Raw genomic sequence first — 14,890 nt, forward strand, 5'->3', positions numbered from 1 at the left:
ACCCCGCGGCCTGCGCGAGGAGGAAGCGCTTATCTTAGCATGAGCGGCAGAGAGTTTTTGTTTGCGCGGTGATAAATGTTATTATTTGTCCGATTTATGACTCCCAGGAATTGTTATGCCGCAGATTAGCCGTACTGCTTTGGTGCCCTACAGCGCCGAGCAGATGTACCAGTTAGTGAACGACGTGAATTCGTACCCGGAATTTTTACCTGGCTGCACCGGTAGCCGGGTGATTGACGCATCGGCTAATCAGATGACGGCGGCGGTCGACGTTTCAAAAGCCGGGATCAGCAAAACCTTTACTACCCGAAATACCCTGACCGACAATCAGAGCATCCTGATGCATCTGGTGGATGGCCCCTTCAAAAAGCTGATGGGTGGCTGGAAGTTCACGCCGCTCAGTGAAGATGCCTGCCGGATTGAGTTCCAGCTTGATTTCGAATTTACCAATAAGCTTATTGAGCTGGCCTTTGGCCGTATCTTTAAAGAGCTTGCCGGCAGCATGGTTCAGGCATTCACTACCCGCGCCAAAGAGGTTTACCGTGCCGCGTGAGATTCAGGTTGAGGTGGTTTATGCCCTGCCGCAAAAACAATACCTGCGCCAGGTTAAGCTTGAGGAAGGCTGCACGGTTGAGCAGGCGATTGTCGCCTCTGGCCTCCTTGAACTTCGTGACGATATCGATCTGACGAAAAACAAAGTCGGTGTTTACAGCCGCCCGGTAAAGCTGGGGGATAAAGTGAATGACGGCGATCGGGTTGAGATTTACCGGCCGCTAATTGCCGACCCGAAAGAATTACGTCGCCAGCGTGCGGAACGTTCTGCCCAGAAATAATTCTGTGTGAAAGTGACAAAAAAAGGTGCCTGAGGCACCTTTTTTTATGCATCGATCCAGCCTTATTCCCCTTTGGTCAGGGCCGGTTTGTTGTCGATGTTGGTCAGCACGCCGCTGCTGTTAAAGGTCAGGGTCAGCGTCTGCTGAGTCACGTTCTCGTGGCCCGGCTGCTGGCGGAAGACATAGAACCAGGTATTGGTGCCGAACGGATCGGACATCATTGGCGTCCCGAGGGTGTAGGCCACCTGTTGTTGGGTCATGCCCACGCGGAGTTTGGACACATCATTAGGTGCCAGATAGTTACCCTGGTTGATGTCTGGGCGGTAAACCACTCGCTCCAGAGTGGAACAGCCTGCGGTCAACATCAGAAGAACCGCTGCGGCAGCAGTCAGCATTTTACAACGCATAGTGATTTGATTCCTTTTCGGGCCGGAGTAGTGCGTGGCTCATTCGTATTATGCCGATGATAATAGACCTTTAAGCAGTTTAAAACCTCAAGGCGCTCAACTCTGACAGTGGGAGCATAAAAAAGTTGGTTGAAAAGGTGGCAGAAAGTCGGATTAGCGAGTGGGGTGGGTGTTTTTTGCACAATGCACGGCGCAGGATACACCGTGCATTGTAAGCCTCAGGCGGCCAGCAGCTCTTTGGCATTGGCCAGCGTGTTGCGTGTCACTTCACTGCCGCCGAGAAGACGAGCAAGCTCCTGTAGGCGAGAACGTTTGTCCAGCGGCTGCATATGCGTTTCGGTCATTTCCCCGTCGGTTTCTTTGCTGACGAAGAAATGGTGGTGACCGCAGCCGGCAACCTGCGGCAGGTGAGTGACGCACATCACCTGAGTAGACTCGCCAAGCTGACGCAACAGTTTACCCACCACCGCGGCGGTCGGGCCGCTGATCCCCACGTCGACTTCATCGAAGATCAGCGCTGGTGTTTCCATTTTACGGGCGGTGATCACCTGAATCGCCAGCGCGATGCGAGAAAGCTCGCCGCCCGAGGCCACTTTTGCCAGCGGCTGCAGCGGCTGCCCTGGGTTGGTGCTGACGCGGAAATCAATGCGGTCAGCGCCTTCAGCGGTGAGGTGGTTTTCGTTAAATTCGACGTCAATGGCGAGCTTTCCGTGCGGCATGGAGAGCGAATGCATGCTTTCCGTAATCAACTGGCACAGTTCATTGGCATGTTTGGCCCGGCTTTGGTGCAGCGCCTGCGCCACGGCAAGCGCCTGCTGATGATGCTGGGCAACGGCCTGCAGCAACGCTTCCAGCGACCCGGTTTGCTCATCCAGTAACTGCTGTTCATCCAGCAACTTCTGGTGGAAATCGGGTAGCTCTTCAGGCGTGATGTGGTGCTTACGTGCCAGAGAGATCTGACGAGAAATACGCTGTTCCAGTTCATAAAGACGGTTTGGATCCAAATCCAGACGATCGCAGTAATGGCGTAGTTCGTCGCTGGCTTCGGAAATCTGAATGGCGGCTTCTTCCAGCATATCCAGTACGCCAGAGAGCTTGTTATCCATGCCCACCAGTTCACCCATGAGGTGGCGCACGGTATACAGCTGACTTTGTAGATTGCTTTCTTCCCCGTCGGCCAGCACGTCCAGCGCCTGCTGGCTGGTGGAGAGCAGCTGGCCGCTGTTGGCGAGGCGCCTGTACTCTTCATCAATCAGTTCGAATTCACCGGCAACGGGAGAAAACTCATTCAGCTCTTTGAGCTGGTAGTGAAGCAGTTCGGCTTTGGCTGAACGCTCCTGAGCCAGTTGCTGATGCTGCGCCAGAGTACGGCAGCTTTGGTGCCATTCGCGGTAGCGTTCTGCCATTTGTTGAATCAGCGCCTGCTCGCCGGCATAGCCGTCCAGAAGCGTTTTTTGATGCTCGGGCTTGAGCAACAGCTGGTGGGCGTGCTGGCCATGAATCTGGATAAGCAACTGACCGAGATCGCGCAGTTGGGAAAGGGGCACGGCGGTACCGTTGATAAAGCCCCGGGAGCGGCCATCGCTGCTGATCACGCGGCGAAGCAGGCATTCGCTGCCGTCTTCCAGCTGGTTTTCTTCCAGCCAACGTAGCGCAGCCGGGGTGTCTTTCAGGGAAAAGCGGGCGCAGAGATCCGCGCGATTTGCACCTGAACGCACCATATCCGCTTCCGCGCGACCGCCCAGGCACAGGCCCAGCGCATCTATGGCAATAGATTTACCGGCACCGGTTTCCCCGGTAATGGCCGTCATCCCGTGATGAAAGTCTATTTCAAGTTCACGAACGATAGCGAAATTGCTGATGGTGAGTTGAGCGAGCATGACCACTCTCCTGTATGAAAAATCATAACTGTGTTTTCATACAGTATAAACTGGTTTTATATACAGTAAAGTGGCCAGGTAGTTTTTTAGAACAATTTTTTTGACCAGCCGAGTTTCGAACTTAATGTGTTGAAATAGCTGTAGTCTTTCGGGTGAATCAGATTGAGGTGGTAGTCGCAGCGGCGAATGAGTACGTCTTCACCTTCCTGAATAGGCAAAGCAATCTGGCTGTCGCAGCTGATTTCAAGGTCACTTCGCATATGGGAAAAACGCAGGCGAATGGTGCTGCTGCTGTTGATCACCAGCGGGCGCGCAGACAGCGTGTGCGGGAACATCGGCACCAGCGTAATAGCATCCAGCGAAGGCGTAAGAATCGGGCCGCCAGCGGAAAGCGAGTAGGCGGTCGAGCCGGTCGGCGTGGAGATAATCAGCCCGTCAGAGCGCTGTGAAAACGCAAAGATTTCGTCGATATAGACTTCGAACTCAATCATATGCGCGACTTTACCGGGGTGAAGCACCACTTCGTTTATCGCTGTACTGAGGCGCGTAGGCGTATCATGCTGACAGACCTGGGCTTCGAGCAGGAAGCGGCGTTCGGTGATGTAATGCCCTTCAAGAACGTCCGCCAACTGCTGCTGGGCATTGTCCGGGTCAAGGTCGGTCAGGAAACCCAGGTTGCCACGGTTGATGCCAATGACTTTTATGTCATAGCGAGCAAGCACCCGAGCGGCGCCCAGCATATTGCCATCCCCGCCGACGACCACGGCCAAATCAGCCTGCTGGCCTATCTCCGCCAGCGTGCCGGTTTTCACCTGCTTGAGGTTTAGCTCCTGGGCGATTTGCTGTTCCACCATCACTTCATAGCCTTTGGCGCACAGCCAGCGATAGAGCATTTCATGCGTGGTCAGAGCGGTGGGGTGACGCGGATGCCCGACAATACCGATGCAGTTGAAATGTTTGTTCATTATCCTGGTGGTCCTTATTCGCAGACGTTCCTGCGACAATATGACAGGTTCCCTTGAAACCCTGAAACTGATCCCCATAATAAGCGAAGCAGCGAGATGAATGCTAAAAACGCGGAGAATTTCATGAGTAGTAAAGAACAGAAAACACCTAACGAGCAAGCCCCGGAAGATATCGTCATGGATCAGCACGAAGAAGTCGAGGCCGTAGAAGGTGCCGATGTCGTGGATCCGCGCGACGAAGAGATTGCAAATCTGCAGGCTCAACTGGCAGAAATGAAGCAGCGCGAGCGTGAAATTGAGCCGCGCCACCAGGCTGATTTAGCTAACCTGCGTCGCCGTACCGAACAGGATATCGAGAAAGCGCACAAGTTCGCCCTGGAAAAGTTCGTGAACGAACTGCTGCCGGTTATCGACAGCCTGGATCGCGCGCTGGAAGTGGCCGACAAGTCCAATCCGGATTTAGCCCCAATGATCGAAGGCATTGAGCTGACCCAGAAGTCGATGCTGGATGTGGTTCGCAAGTTCGGCGTGGAAGTGGTGGGCGAAACTAACGTGCCGTTTAACCCGGACGTGCACCAGGCGATTGCGATGGTTGAATCTGCCGACGTTGCACCAAATAACGTGCTGATGGTGATGCAGAAAGGTTACACCCTGAACGGCCGTACTATTCGTGCCGCGATGGTTTCCGTAGCCAAAGCCTGATTTATTGCCGAAAGTAAAAAGCCAGCCCGGAGGCTGGCTTTTTTACGTCTATTGCTCAACGCTTTGCCGCAAAGGCTTCACCGGCGTGACGCGCACCTGCTTAATCATGTTGTCCTGTACGTCTAGAATATCGATGTCGTACTGACTGAGCCGGATGCGGGTTCCAGCCGCCGGGATTTCCTGAATTTCTTCCAGAATCATCCCGTTTACCGTGCGGGCGTCGTCTTCCGGCAGCGTCCAGTTAAAGGCTTTATTGAGTTCTCGCACGTTGGCGCTGCCTTCTATAATGACCGAGCCGTCGTTTTGCGGCGTCACTTCTTCCGCAAGCGTAGGGGACATGGACGTGGTGAAGTCACCGACGATCTCTTCCAGAATATCCTCTACGGTCACCAGGCCCTGGATATCGCCGTATTCATCTACCACCAGGCCAACTTTCTTTTTATTGCGCTGGAATTTCACCAGCTGCACGCTGAGCGGGGTGCCTTCCGGCACAAAGTAAATCTCATCGGCGGAGCGCAGCATCACCTCTTTGGTAAACTCTTTTTTCTCAGTCATCAGGCGGTAGGCTTCGCGGACGCGCAGCATGCCGATGGCATCATCCAGATTGTCGCGGTACAGCACGATGCGGCCGTGCGGGGAGTGCGTTAACTGGCGGACGATGGACTTCCAGTCGTCATTAATATTGATGCCGACGATTTCGTTCCGCGGCACCATGATGTCGTCGACGCTGACCTTTTCCAGATCCAGGACCGACAGCAGCATATCCTGGTTGCGCCGCGAAATTTGCGAGCGGGATTCATGCACGATGGTTCGCAGCTCGTCTTTGCTGAGGGCGGTGCTAATAATGTTGTCAACCTTGATGCCAACCATGCGCATCAGCAGACGGGTAATAGTATTCAGCAGCCAGACCAGCGGCATCATCAGGAACTGCAGCGGGCCGAGCAGCCAGCTGCTTGGATAGGCGACTTTTTCGGGATACAGCGCGGCGATGGTTTTAGGCAGGACTTCGGCAAACACCAGCACAACAAAGGTTAAAACACCGGTTGCTATTGCCACGCCTGCGTTACCGTAAAGGCGGATGCCGACGATAGTCGCTAATGCAGAAGCCAGAATATTGACCAGGTTGTTCCCGATTAACACCAGGCTAATCAGGCGGTCTGGCTTGCGCAGGAGTTTTTCAACGCGCTTCGCTGCCCGGTTGCCCTGTTTGGCGCGGTGGCGCAGGCGGTAGCGGTTTAGCGTCATCATGCCGGTTTCTGACCCGGAGAAGTATGCGGACACCACCACCATGATGATCAGGGTGACGATCAGCGTGGTGGTTGAGATGTGTTCCAAAAGTGATTTCCTTTAAGAGATTAGCTAACGAACTGCTGCAGGACACGGCTGCCAAAATAAGCGAGGGTTAAAATGCCCGCGCCGGCAACGTTGAACCAGACTACGCGGCGGCCGCGCCATCCTTCATGATAGTGCCCCCACAGCAGAACGACGTAGACAAACCAGGCGAGAATCGACAGCACGGCTTTATCGACGTTTTCCATGCTGAACAGGTTCTTCATGTAAAACAGGCCGGTGCACAGCGTCAACGTCAGCAGGACAACGCCCACCTGGGTGATATGAAACATTTTACGTTCGATCACCATCAGCGGCGGCATTTCCGCGCTGAAGGCCAGCTTTTTGTTCTTTAACTGGTAGTCAATCCACGCCAACTGCAAAGCGTACAGCGCGGCAATGATCAGCGTCGCATAGGCAAAGAGCGACAGGCCGATATGCACCATCATTCCCGGTGTGGCTTCGAGATGGGTGATAAATTCGTTGGGCATAAAGGTCGCCAGCGCCAGATTTATCAGCGCAAAGGCGTAAACAATCGGTAACAGCAACCAGCCGCGATTACGAGAGGCGACAATGGTCATGACCGTACAAATCATCAGGCTGACGAGGGAGCCTACGTTCAGCAGGCTCAGGTTTTGCCCGCCATCGACGGTAAAGAAGCGCGCTTCCAGCGCCAGCGCATGGCTGACCAGGGCAATAGCGGCGGACAAAATGGCAAAGCGTCGCCATCCGCTGTTCTTCCGCAGAAGACCGGGAATGATCAGCGCCAGGCTGACGGAGTAGGCTACAAGCGCAAGAATGGCGAAAACGGGCATAGTAAGATGTCGGTCAAATTGGCCAGAGAACAAAAAAGCCAGTATAACGTTACCTGCCGCCTGCTCCAACCGTTGGATCACACCCGAGGCGGCTTCATGATATAATCCGCCAAATTCAGTTTTGTGTCGCGAGCAGCGGCCCCAGTTACCACGTTAGGCAAAATACCATGTTTGATAATTTAACAGACCGTCTGTCGCGTACCCTACGCAATATTAGCGGCCGTGGGCGGCTAACCGAAGAAAACGTTAAAGAGACGCTGCGCGAAGTGCGCATGGCGCTGCTGGAGGCGGACGTTGCGCTGCCGGTAGTGCGTGATTTTATCAGCCGCGTTAAAGAAAAAGCGGTGGGGCATGAAGTCAATAAAAGCCTGACCCCGGGCCAGGAGTTCGTCAAAATCGTTCGCGCTGAACTGGTTTCCGCGATGGGCGAAGAGAACAGCAGCCTGAACCTGGCGGCTCAGCCACCGGCAGTCGTGCTGATGGCCGGTCTGCAGGGCGCCGGTAAAACCACCAGCGTCGGTAAGTTAGGTAAATTCCTGCGCGAGAAGCAGAAGAAAAAAGTGTTGGTGGTTTCAGCGGACGTTTATCGCCCTGCGGCGATTAAACAGCTGGAAACTCTGGCCCAGCAGGTTGAGGTGGACTTCTTCCCGTCTGACGCGCAGCAAAAGCCTGTCGATATCGTTAATGCCGCGCTGAAAGAAGCGAAGCTGAAGTTCTACGACGTGCTGCTGGTGGATACCGCTGGTCGTCTGCACGTCGACGAAGCAATGATGGACGAAATCAAACAGGTTCATGCCGCGATTAAGCCGGTAGAAACGCTGTTTGTGGTCGATGCCATGACCGGTCAGGATGCGGCGAATACCGCGAAGGCCTTCAACGAAGCGCTGCCGCTGACCGGCGTTGTGCTGACTAAAGTGGACGGCGACGCCCGCGGCGGTGCGGCACTGTCTATTCGCCATATCACCGGCAAACCAATCAAGTTCCTCGGCGTGGGGGAGAAAACCGAAGCGCTGGAGCCGTTCCACCCGGACCGTATTGCCTCCCGTATCCTCGGCATGGGCGACGTGCTGTCGCTGATTGAAGATATCGAAAGCAAGGTTGACCGCGCGCAGGCTGAGAAGCTCGCCAGCAAGCTGAAAAAAGGCGATGGCTTTGACCTGACCGACTTCCTTGAACAACTCAAGCAGATGAAGAACATGGGCGGCATGGCGAGCATGATGAGCAAGCTGCCGGGCATGGGCCAGTTGCCGGATAACGTCAAATCCCAGATGGACGACAAAGTGCTGGTGCGTATGGAGGCGATTATCAGCTCGATGACGCTGAAAGAACGTGCGCAGCCGGACATCATCAAAGGCTCCCGCAAGCGCCGTATCGCGCAGGGTTCCGGCATGCAGGTGCAGGACGTTAACCGCTTACTGAAGCAGTTTGACGACATGCAGCGCATGATGAAGAAAATGAAGAAAGGCGGCATGGCCAAAATGATGCGCGGTATGAAAGGGATGATGCCACCAGGTTTCCCTGGCCGCTGATTGACTTAGTTTACTTGCCATTTTGACGCCGGGATGTGATCAAAATGCTCACGTACCGGGTGTACGCTCCGCTTTCTGCGCGCACGCCGACGCCAAACTGACCGCGACACCGACGGTCACAAAAGGCAAAGTTTATTAAGTGCTGATTGCTTTTTAGCTAGAAATGAGTAAAATTTTCGGGCTTTTAATATGACACCGGGCTCCATCCCTCGATGGGGCCCGGCGTTTTATTCACTAAAGAGGATGTTATGGTAACTATTCGTTTAGCACGTCACGGCGCTAAAAAGCGTCCGTTCTACCAGGTTGTCGTTACTGATAGCCGTAATGCACGTAACGGTCGCTTCATTGAGCGCGTTGGTTTCTTCAACCCTATCGCTAACGAGAAAGAAGAAGGCGTTCGCCTGGATCTGGATCGTGTAGCACATTGGGTTGGCCAGGGCGCAACCGTTTCTGATCGCGTTGCTACGCTGATCAAAGAAGCTAAGAAAGCAGCTTAATCTGTCACGGTGGTCATGATGAGCAAGCAACTCGCCGCACAGGTTCCTGTTAACCCAATTGTGTTGGGCAAGATGGGCTCCTCCTACGGTATTCGTGGTTGGCTCAGAGTGTTTTCCTCCACCGAAGACGCCGAAAGCATTTTTGACTACCAGCCTTGGTTTATCCAGCGCGGCGGTCAGTGGCAGCAAGTACAGCTGGAAAGCTGGAAGCACCACAATCAGGATCTGATCATCAAGCTGCAAGGCGTTGACGATCGGGATGCCGCGAATCTTCTGACCAATTGCGAAATTGTCGTGGATTCAACGCAGCTGCCGGCTCTTGAAGCGGGTGACTACTACTGGAAAGACCTTATGGGCTGCCAGGTAGTGACCACTCAGGGCTACCAGCTCGGTAAAGTCATCGACATGATGGAAACCGGCTCGAATGACGTTCTCGTCATCAAGGCAAACCTGAAGGATGCATTTGGTATCAAGGAGCGGCTGGTTCCGTTCCTCGATGGGCAGGTTATCAAGAAAGTCGATCTCGCTACTCAAACCATTGAAGTAGACTGGGATCCTGGTTTTTAAAACTCCGAAATCATACGGTAGTCGCTAGCATAGTGGGGATTGGCTTGTGTTTATTGGTGTCGTTAGCCTGTTTCCTGAGATGTTCCGCGCAATTACCGATTACGGGGTAACTGGCCGGGCAGTAAAAAATGGCCTGCTGAGCATTCAAAGCTGGAGTCCGCGCGACTTCACCTATGACCGGCACCGTACCGTGGACGATCGTCCTTACGGTGGCGGACCGGGAATGTTGATGATGGTTAACCCTTTGCGGGAAGCTATCCACGCAGCGAAAGCAGCGGCAGGGGAAGGTGCTAAGGTTATCTATCTTTCACCTCAGGGGCGCAAGCTTGATCAAGCGGGCGTCAGTGAACTGGCAGCAAATGAGAAGTTAATTCTGGTTTGTGGCCGTTACGAAGGGATCGATGAGCGCGTGATCCAAACCGAAATTGACGAAGAATGGTCAATCGGCGATTACGTTCTCAGCGGCGGTGAGCTACCAGCGATGACGCTGATTGACTCAGTCTCCCGGTTTATTCCGGGCGTTCTGGGGCATGAAGCATCGGCAACCGAAGATTCGTTTGCTGAAGGGTTGCTGGATTGCCCTCACTACACCCGTCCTGAAGTGTTGGATGGCATGGAAGTACCGGCAGTGTTATTGTCGGGGAACCATGCGGAGATTCGCCGTTGGCGCCTGAAACAGTCGCTGGGCCGCACCTGGCTTAGAAGACCTGAACTTTTGGAAAACCTGGCTCTGACTGAAGAGCAAGCAAGGTTGCTGGCGGAGTTCAAAAAAGAACATACGCAACAGCAACATAAACATGATGGGCAGGCGTAAGCCCCCTTAACCCCAAAATAGTTGGAGTTGCAGCAAGATGGCAAGCGAGTGAATCCCGATGAGCTTACTTCAGTAAGTGATTTGGGTGAAGGAGAGCAGCCAGCGCAGATGCAGCTTCAAATATGACGGGGAAATATCAGTTTACCCAGGATAAGAGATAAATTATGAGCAATATTATTAAGCAACTTGAACAAGAACAGATGAAACAGGATGTACCTTCCTTCCGTCCGGGCGACTCCGTGGAAGTGAAAGTATGGGTCGTTGAAGGTTCTAAAAAACGTCTGCAGGCATTTGAGGGCGTGGTTATCGCTATCCGTAACCGCGGTCTGCACTCTGCATTCACTGTTCGTAAAATTTCCAACGGCGAAGGTGTTGAGCGTGTATTCCAGACTCACTCCCCAGTAATCGACAGCATTACTGTTAAACGTCGTGGTGCCGTTCGTAAAGCTAAACTGTACTACCTGCGTGAGCGTACTGGTAAGTCTGCTCGTATCAAAGAGCGTCTTAACTAAGATTCGCTTAGGCGACATCCAAATAAAAGGGCTGCCATCTGGCAGCCCTTTTATTTGGGAAAAAGAAAGCATAGTGCGCTTGTAAAGGCCATCACTCTGGCTGAATAAACATGTGAATTGTGTTTTGTTGTTTGCCCCAAACAGTCGAAAACCACGTTTTTCGGCTGTTTGTCACCGGACTGAAAGGGCTGCCATCTGACAGCCCTTTTTTATGCTCTAAATCTGCTTTGATTATGGGGCGGTGATAACGACCGCGACGCGGCGGTTTTCCGCTCGGCCTTCGCCAGTGTTGTTGCTGGCCACCGGGTATTTCTTACCCAAACCTTGGGTTGTGAGGTTGCTGCGTGGGATGTGAGCACCTTCGGCCCAGGCATCTGCCACGATATTAGCGCGCTTGAGGGAGAGCTGTTCGTTGTAGCCGTCTTCACCGTAGTTATCCGTGTGACCATCCATGCGGGCGTGTTTCAGGCCGGTCGCAGAGAGTTTAGCGGCCATACTCTGGATGGTCTGGTAGCTTTCAGGCTGCAGCTTGTACTGGTTTTTACCAAACAGGATCTTGTCTGACAGTCCAAGTGACCAGCCGTCGTTTGACTCAGAGAATCCGTACGAGCGCATCGCGGCAACCTGTTCAGGAGAGAACGTCGATGGCGGTGCCTGACAGCCAGTTAACAGAAACGAGAAGAGGATTGCCGGTGCAAATAAGCGTGAAGCTTTCATAATGTATCCCTTTGGGGCGGTTTTATTAGCAACTCACGTTGCTTGTGTTTTTCTATGTACATATTGCGATCAGCAGTTTCCATCAGGCTTTCCGCTGAGGTGATATCTTTCGCGAGCGCAACGCCGATGCTTAGGGTCATGGTGACCCAGTGCTCGCCTGGTAAAAGGATCGGCTGCTCGACCATTTCTTTTAACTGTTCCAGCACGGAAGCGGCTTGTTCTTCGCTGTTCACAGAATGAAGCAGCATGGCAAATTCGTCCCCGCCGAGACGGAAGGCGAGGTGGCGCGTATTGGCATACACCTGTAACCGTTTTGCGACTTCAATAAGCACAGCATCCCCGGCCGCATGTCCCCAGGTATCGTTAACAAATTTGAAGTTGTCGCCGTCCATAAACAGCAAGGCGCTGTTCTGGAGTATTTCGGGATCTGCAATCAGTTTATCCAGCGCGGTTCGGAAGGCTGCTCGGTTTGCCAGGCCTGTCAATGAGTCCTGCAGGGCCGTTTTCTGCAGCGAAGCATTTTTCAGCTGAAGCTGTTTTTGCCATTCTTCCATCTCATCAAGCAGGCTGTTGAAGTCCTGGGCAAAGAGGTGAAACTCCTCAATTTTTTCCGGTGATACGCGGCGAGAAAAGTTACGGTTGCTGCGAACGTCGTGGACAACGTCAGTAATATTCTGCAGCGCGGCATCAATATCGCGATGTAAATGGCGTGAAATGCCTAAGGCGATAACTGACGCGAGTAAAATACAGGCCGTCAGCACGCCTAATGAGAGCCAGACAAACAAAGTCACGGTAGCATCCGTGCCTATCAGCCGCATTTCCCCGATGATTTTCCCGTTATGCCAGATAGGCTGCCTGATCGGATGAGGATATAGCCACCGGGTCACCAGGCCACTCACCATGTCATGCTGAGACGGCTTATCTGCCTGCCAGTGCGTGAGCTCCTGACCATTAACATCTACCACCTTTGCGGCGGTGAATTGCCCTTGCTTGCCCAGCACGGCCAGGGTTTCATTGGCCGCGGTGCCATCACGGAAAACAACGGCGGCTTCCAGGCTATGACTTACAGTCACCGCCAGCAATTCGAGGTTTTTTTGCGCATACTGTTTTAGCGTCAGCATCGAAGCGACGGAAAGCAGCAGCCAGACAGCCAGCATGGCAATAACCACGCTGATTATGCTGATTCTACGTAACGTTCCTTTAAACGTTGGACGTGACGGTGTAGTCAAATCCTTATTCATGACTATTATTCCCTGGCCGAGCCAGCAGTAATACATCCGGACTAACCCTGACGCCGCTGCGGCTGAGGGCATCAAGGTTTACCGAAAAAGAAACTGCGTCATTATGAATATTCAGGCAGAAAGCACTGCCAATTATGCATTGTGGGTTCTGCTCGGCAATTAACAATAAAGGCCGGGATTGATAACGTTCTATTAATTGCAACTGCTGTTGTGGTGACTCGTTACCAAAATATATCCCGTCGCAGTTCGCTCGCAATGCCTCGTCTGATGACTGAACGAGGAGGGGTTGATATGAAATATCGCTATTTTTTGTGCTTAGCGTCGTGGCATAGGCTGCCGTTGAAAATATGCAGAGCTTTGGAAGCCCCTGTAGCTGAGGCCAGCGGGTGTAGCTGACAATCCCGGCCACTGTAGTGCGGACTTTGTCGGGCAGCACGGGGCTTGTTGCCTGTGCAGCCTGCATCCTGAATATCGTTAGCGCGAGGACGATAAACGTTAAAAATAACGTCAGCCCGCGGAGTTGAGACGTGGTTTTCACGTGCCACCAGCCCAAAAGCATCCTGGCCGGTGAAGCCAGTCTTTATTATTTATGATGTTGCCTTTGAGCATATCACTCCCACGTATTTCCGTCATTCATTCCCAGGTGTGATGATATTCCTGATTATCCAAAATAATAACGAGAATAACCCTGGAATGATGCTGTAAATCGTTATCGGTTTCCCCACGAAAAACGCACACGTGGGGGATAATATCAGCATAGAAGGTGGAATGAATTTTTACGCGCGCTTTTGTTTAGTCATGCAGGTTTGACCGTAAAATGTGCATTTTTATGTTTTGTGTAATCTTTTATTTACGAATTTGGCGATTGCATGCGGCATTTAATTGGTTGTGTAGCGATTAATTTACGTATAATGGATTGAAATCTTTACTGTCGGCGGTTACAGTAAGGCCTCCTCTACGAGGAAACGACTATCGCAAACGAGCTAAATACAGGGCAGACATCATGCAAAAAGACGCGCTTAACAACGTTCATATCTCTGACGAACAGATACTCATCACGCCGGATCAGCTTAAAGCGGAATTTCCACTCACTGCGGCTCAGGAAGCGCAAATTGAGCAGTCCCGCCAGACGATCTCCAATATTATTGCTGGCCGCGATCCGCGCCTGCTGGTTGTTTGTGGACCTTGCTCGATCCACGATCCGGAAGCTGCGATTGAATACGCTCGTCGTTTTAAAGATCTGTCTGAACAAGTTAGCGATAGTCTGTACCTCGTGATGCGCGTCTATTTTGAAAAGCCTCGTACGACCGTGGGTTGGAAAGGGCTTATCAACGACCCGCACATGGATGGCTCGTTTGATGTGGAAGCAGGGCTGAAAATTGCGCGTCGCCTGCTGGTTGAGTTGGTAAGCCTGGGGCTGCCGCTGGCAACCGAGGCGCTGGATCCCAATAGCCCGCAATACCTGGGTGACCTGTTTAGCTGGTCTGCAATTGGTGCCCGTACCACTGAATCCCAGACTCACCGCGAAATGGCTTCCGGTCTTTCTATGCCGGTTGGTTTTAAAAATGGGACTGATGGCAGTCTGGGCACGGCGATTAACGCGATGCGCGCCGCGGCAATGCCGCACCGCTTCGTGGGCATTAACCAGGCAGGGCAGGTTTGCCTGCTGCAGACTCAGGGTAACCCGGATGGGCACGTGATTCTGCGCGGCGGTAAAGCACCTAACTACAGCCCGGCGGATGTTGCCCAGTGTGAAGTCGAAATGCAGAAAGCAGGCCTGCGTCCGTCCTTGATGATCGATTGCAGCCACGGCAACTCAAATAAAGACTTCCGTCGCCAGCCGGGCGTGGCCGAATCCGCCATTGCCCAGATTAAAGATGGTAACCGCTCTATTATTGGCCTGATGATTGAAAGTAATATCCATGAAGGGAATCAATCATCAGAGCAGCCGCGTAGCGAAATGAAATACGGCGTGTCCGTTACCGATGCATGCATCGACTGGGAAACTACGGACAGCCTGCTGCGTGAGATCCACAAAGATCTGAGCGGCGTGCTGGCGGCTCGTCAGGCATAAGAGGTTTA

At 53.0% G+C, this 14,890-nt stretch carries 17 protein-coding genes; 9 read left to right on the forward strand and 8 right to left on the reverse strand.

The annotated features are described in order from the left end of the window. Positions 1-115 precede the first annotated feature (115 nt). Together ACREYP_RS04470 and ACREYP_RS04475 are read left to right on the forward strand one after the other, a co-directional pair. On the forward strand, positions 116-553 hold the full coding sequence (locus tag ACREYP_RS04470) for a type II toxin-antitoxin system RatA family toxin (protein WP_008458184.1): 438 nt from the start codon (positions 116-118) through the stop codon (positions 551-553). Continuing rightward, entirely contained in the window at positions 543-833 is a 291-nt protein-coding gene (locus ACREYP_RS04475; protein ID WP_008458183.1) for an RnfH family protein, read from the forward strand. The genes ACREYP_RS04470 and ACREYP_RS04475 overlap by 11 nt, the downstream gene beginning before the upstream one ends. 62 nt (positions 834-895) lie before the next feature. Here the strand turns inward: ACREYP_RS04475 and bamE are convergent, their stop codons facing one another. The 3 genes from bamE to nadK form a co-directional block, all read right to left on the reverse strand. Further along, the gene (gene bamE / locus ACREYP_RS04480) at positions 896-1,240 is read right to left on the reverse strand and encodes an outer membrane protein assembly factor BamE (RefSeq protein ID WP_008458182.1); all 345 of its coding nucleotides are present in this window, start codon (positions 1,238-1,240) and stop codon (positions 896-898) included. A 218-nt stretch (positions 1,241-1,458) separates the two neighbouring features. Next, positions 1,459-3,120 (reverse strand): DNA repair protein RecN, encoded by a 1,662-nt coding sequence (gene recN / locus ACREYP_RS04485; protein ID WP_336819522.1) that lies wholly within the window; start codon positions 3,118-3,120, stop codon positions 1,459-1,461. A gap of 86 nt (positions 3,121-3,206) precedes the next feature. After that, entirely contained in the window at positions 3,207-4,085 is an 879-nt protein-coding gene (gene nadK / locus ACREYP_RS04490) for an NAD(+) kinase (protein ID WP_008458177.1), read from the reverse strand. A gap of 123 nt (positions 4,086-4,208) precedes the next feature. Here nadK and grpE point away from each other — a divergent pair, with 123 nt between their 5' ends. Next, positions 4,209-4,787 (forward strand): nucleotide exchange factor GrpE, encoded by a 579-nt coding sequence (grpE, locus tag ACREYP_RS04495; protein WP_008458175.1) that lies wholly within the window; start codon positions 4,209-4,211, stop codon positions 4,785-4,787. Between the two features lie 48 nt (positions 4,788-4,835). Here grpE and ACREYP_RS04500 read toward each other — a convergent pair whose 3' ends face one another. Both ACREYP_RS04500 and ACREYP_RS04505 read right to left on the reverse strand, forming a co-directional pair. After that, positions 4,836-6,122 (reverse strand): HlyC/CorC family transporter, encoded by a 1,287-nt coding sequence (locus ACREYP_RS04500; RefSeq protein WP_034808997.1) that lies wholly within the window; start codon positions 6,120-6,122, stop codon positions 4,836-4,838. Between the two features lie 20 nt (positions 6,123-6,142). Continuing rightward, positions 6,143-6,931 carry a cytochrome C assembly family protein gene (locus ACREYP_RS04505; RefSeq protein ID WP_008458173.1) on the reverse strand — a complete coding sequence of 263 codons (789 nt, stop codon included), beginning with the start codon at positions 6,929-6,931 and terminating at the stop codon, positions 6,143-6,145. 167 nt (positions 6,932-7,098) lie between these two features. On the opposite strand from ACREYP_RS04505, the gene ffh reads away from it, so the two are divergent. The 5 genes from ffh (at position 7,099) to rplS (ending at position 10,850) form a co-directional block, all read left to right on the forward strand. Continuing rightward, complete coding sequence (gene ffh / locus ACREYP_RS04510; RefSeq protein ID WP_008458172.1) at positions 7,099-8,460, forward strand: signal recognition particle protein; 1,362 nt, start codon at positions 7,099-7,101, stop codon at positions 8,458-8,460. 248 nt (positions 8,461-8,708) lie between these two features. After that, positions 8,709-8,957: a 30S ribosomal protein S16 gene (gene rpsP / locus ACREYP_RS04515; RefSeq protein ID WP_008458171.1), complete on the forward strand. Its 249-nt coding sequence runs from the start codon at positions 8,709-8,711 to the stop codon at positions 8,955-8,957. Positions 8,958-8,975: 18 nt separating this feature from the next. Further along, positions 8,976-9,524 (forward strand): ribosome maturation factor RimM, encoded by a 549-nt coding sequence (gene rimM / locus ACREYP_RS04520; RefSeq protein ID WP_008458170.1) that lies wholly within the window; start codon positions 8,976-8,978, stop codon positions 9,522-9,524. A 46-nt stretch (positions 9,525-9,570) separates the two neighbouring features. Continuing rightward, entirely contained in the window at positions 9,571-10,338 is a 768-nt protein-coding gene (trmD, locus tag ACREYP_RS04525; RefSeq protein ID WP_008458169.1) for a tRNA (guanosine(37)-N1)-methyltransferase TrmD, read from the forward strand. A gap of 164 nt (positions 10,339-10,502) precedes the next feature. Then, entirely contained in the window at positions 10,503-10,850 is a 348-nt protein-coding gene (gene rplS, locus ACREYP_RS04530) for a 50S ribosomal protein L19 (protein WP_008458168.1), read from the forward strand. A 231-nt stretch (positions 10,851-11,081) separates the two neighbouring features. On the opposite strand, the gene ACREYP_RS04535 is transcribed toward rplS, so the two are convergent. The 3 genes from ACREYP_RS04535 to yfiR are packed head-to-tail and all read right to left on the reverse strand — an operon-like array spanning position 11,082 to position 13,271. Further along, positions 11,082-11,567 carry an OmpA family protein gene (locus ACREYP_RS04535; RefSeq protein WP_008458166.1) on the reverse strand — a complete coding sequence of 162 codons (486 nt, stop codon included), beginning with the start codon at positions 11,565-11,567 and terminating at the stop codon, positions 11,082-11,084. Then, positions 11,564-12,808 carry a diguanylate cyclase DgcN/YfiN gene (dgcN, locus tag ACREYP_RS04540; RefSeq protein ID WP_008458165.1) on the reverse strand — a complete coding sequence of 415 codons (1,245 nt, stop codon included), beginning with the start codon at positions 12,806-12,808 and terminating at the stop codon, positions 11,564-11,566. The genes ACREYP_RS04535 and dgcN overlap by 4 nt, the downstream gene beginning before the upstream one ends. Further along, on the reverse strand, positions 12,801-13,271 hold the full coding sequence (gene yfiR, locus ACREYP_RS04545; protein WP_157141415.1) for a regulatory sequestration protein YfiR: 471 nt from the start codon (positions 13,269-13,271) through the stop codon (positions 12,801-12,803). Before yfiR ends, dgcN begins: the two co-directional genes overlap by 8 nt. A gap of 540 nt (positions 13,272-13,811) precedes the next feature. Between yfiR and aroF the strand changes: the two genes are divergently transcribed. After that, entirely contained in the window at positions 13,812-14,882 is a 1,071-nt protein-coding gene (gene aroF, locus ACREYP_RS04550; RefSeq protein ID WP_336819525.1) for a 3-deoxy-7-phosphoheptulonate synthase AroF, read from the forward strand. The last annotated feature ends 8 nt before the right edge of the window (positions 14,883-14,890 follow it).

It is taken from the genome of Enterobacter sp. TMH.L2, from assembly GCF_050847315.1.
Classification (GTDB): domain Bacteria; phylum Pseudomonadota; class Gammaproteobacteria; order Enterobacterales; family Enterobacteriaceae; genus Cedecea.

Coding starts and splice junctions, on each gene's coding strand:
- ACREYP_RS04470 (WP_008458184.1), top strand. CDS start 116: ATGCCGCAGATTAGCCGTACTGCTTTGGTGCCCTACAGCGCCGAGCAG.
- bamE (WP_008458182.1), bottom strand. CDS start 1,240: ATGCGTTGTAAAATGCTGACTGCTGCCGCAGCGGTTCTTCTGATGTTG.
- recN (WP_336819522.1), bottom strand. CDS start 3,120: ATGCTCGCTCAACTCACCATCAGCAATTTCGCTATCGTTCGTGAACTT.
- nadK (WP_008458177.1), bottom strand. CDS start 4,085: ATGAACAAACATTTCAACTGCATCGGTATTGTCGGGCATCCGCGTCAC.
- grpE (WP_008458175.1), top strand. CDS start 4,209: ATGAGTAGTAAAGAACAGAAAACACCTAACGAGCAAGCCCCGGAAGAT.
- ACREYP_RS04505 (WP_008458173.1), bottom strand. CDS start 6,931: ATGCCCGTTTTCGCCATTCTTGCGCTTGTAGCCTACTCCGTCAGCCTG.
- ffh (WP_008458172.1), top strand. CDS start 7,099: ATGTTTGATAATTTAACAGACCGTCTGTCGCGTACCCTACGCAATATT.
- rpsP (WP_008458171.1), top strand. CDS start 8,709: ATGGTAACTATTCGTTTAGCACGTCACGGCGCTAAAAAGCGTCCGTTC.
- rimM (WP_008458170.1), top strand. CDS start 8,976: ATGAGCAAGCAACTCGCCGCACAGGTTCCTGTTAACCCAATTGTGTTG.
- rplS (WP_008458168.1), top strand. CDS start 10,503: ATGAGCAATATTATTAAGCAACTTGAACAAGAACAGATGAAACAGGAT.
- ACREYP_RS04535 (WP_008458166.1), bottom strand. CDS start 11,567: ATGAAAGCTTCACGCTTATTTGCACCGGCAATCCTCTTCTCGTTTCTG.
- dgcN (WP_008458165.1), bottom strand. CDS start 12,808: ATGAATAAGGATTTGACTACACCGTCACGTCCAACGTTTAAAGGAACG.
- yfiR (WP_157141415.1), bottom strand. CDS start 13,271: ATGCAGGCTGCACAGGCAACAAGCCCCGTGCTGCCCGACAAAGTCCGC.
- aroF (WP_336819525.1), top strand. CDS start 13,812: ATGCAAAAAGACGCGCTTAACAACGTTCATATCTCTGACGAACAGATA.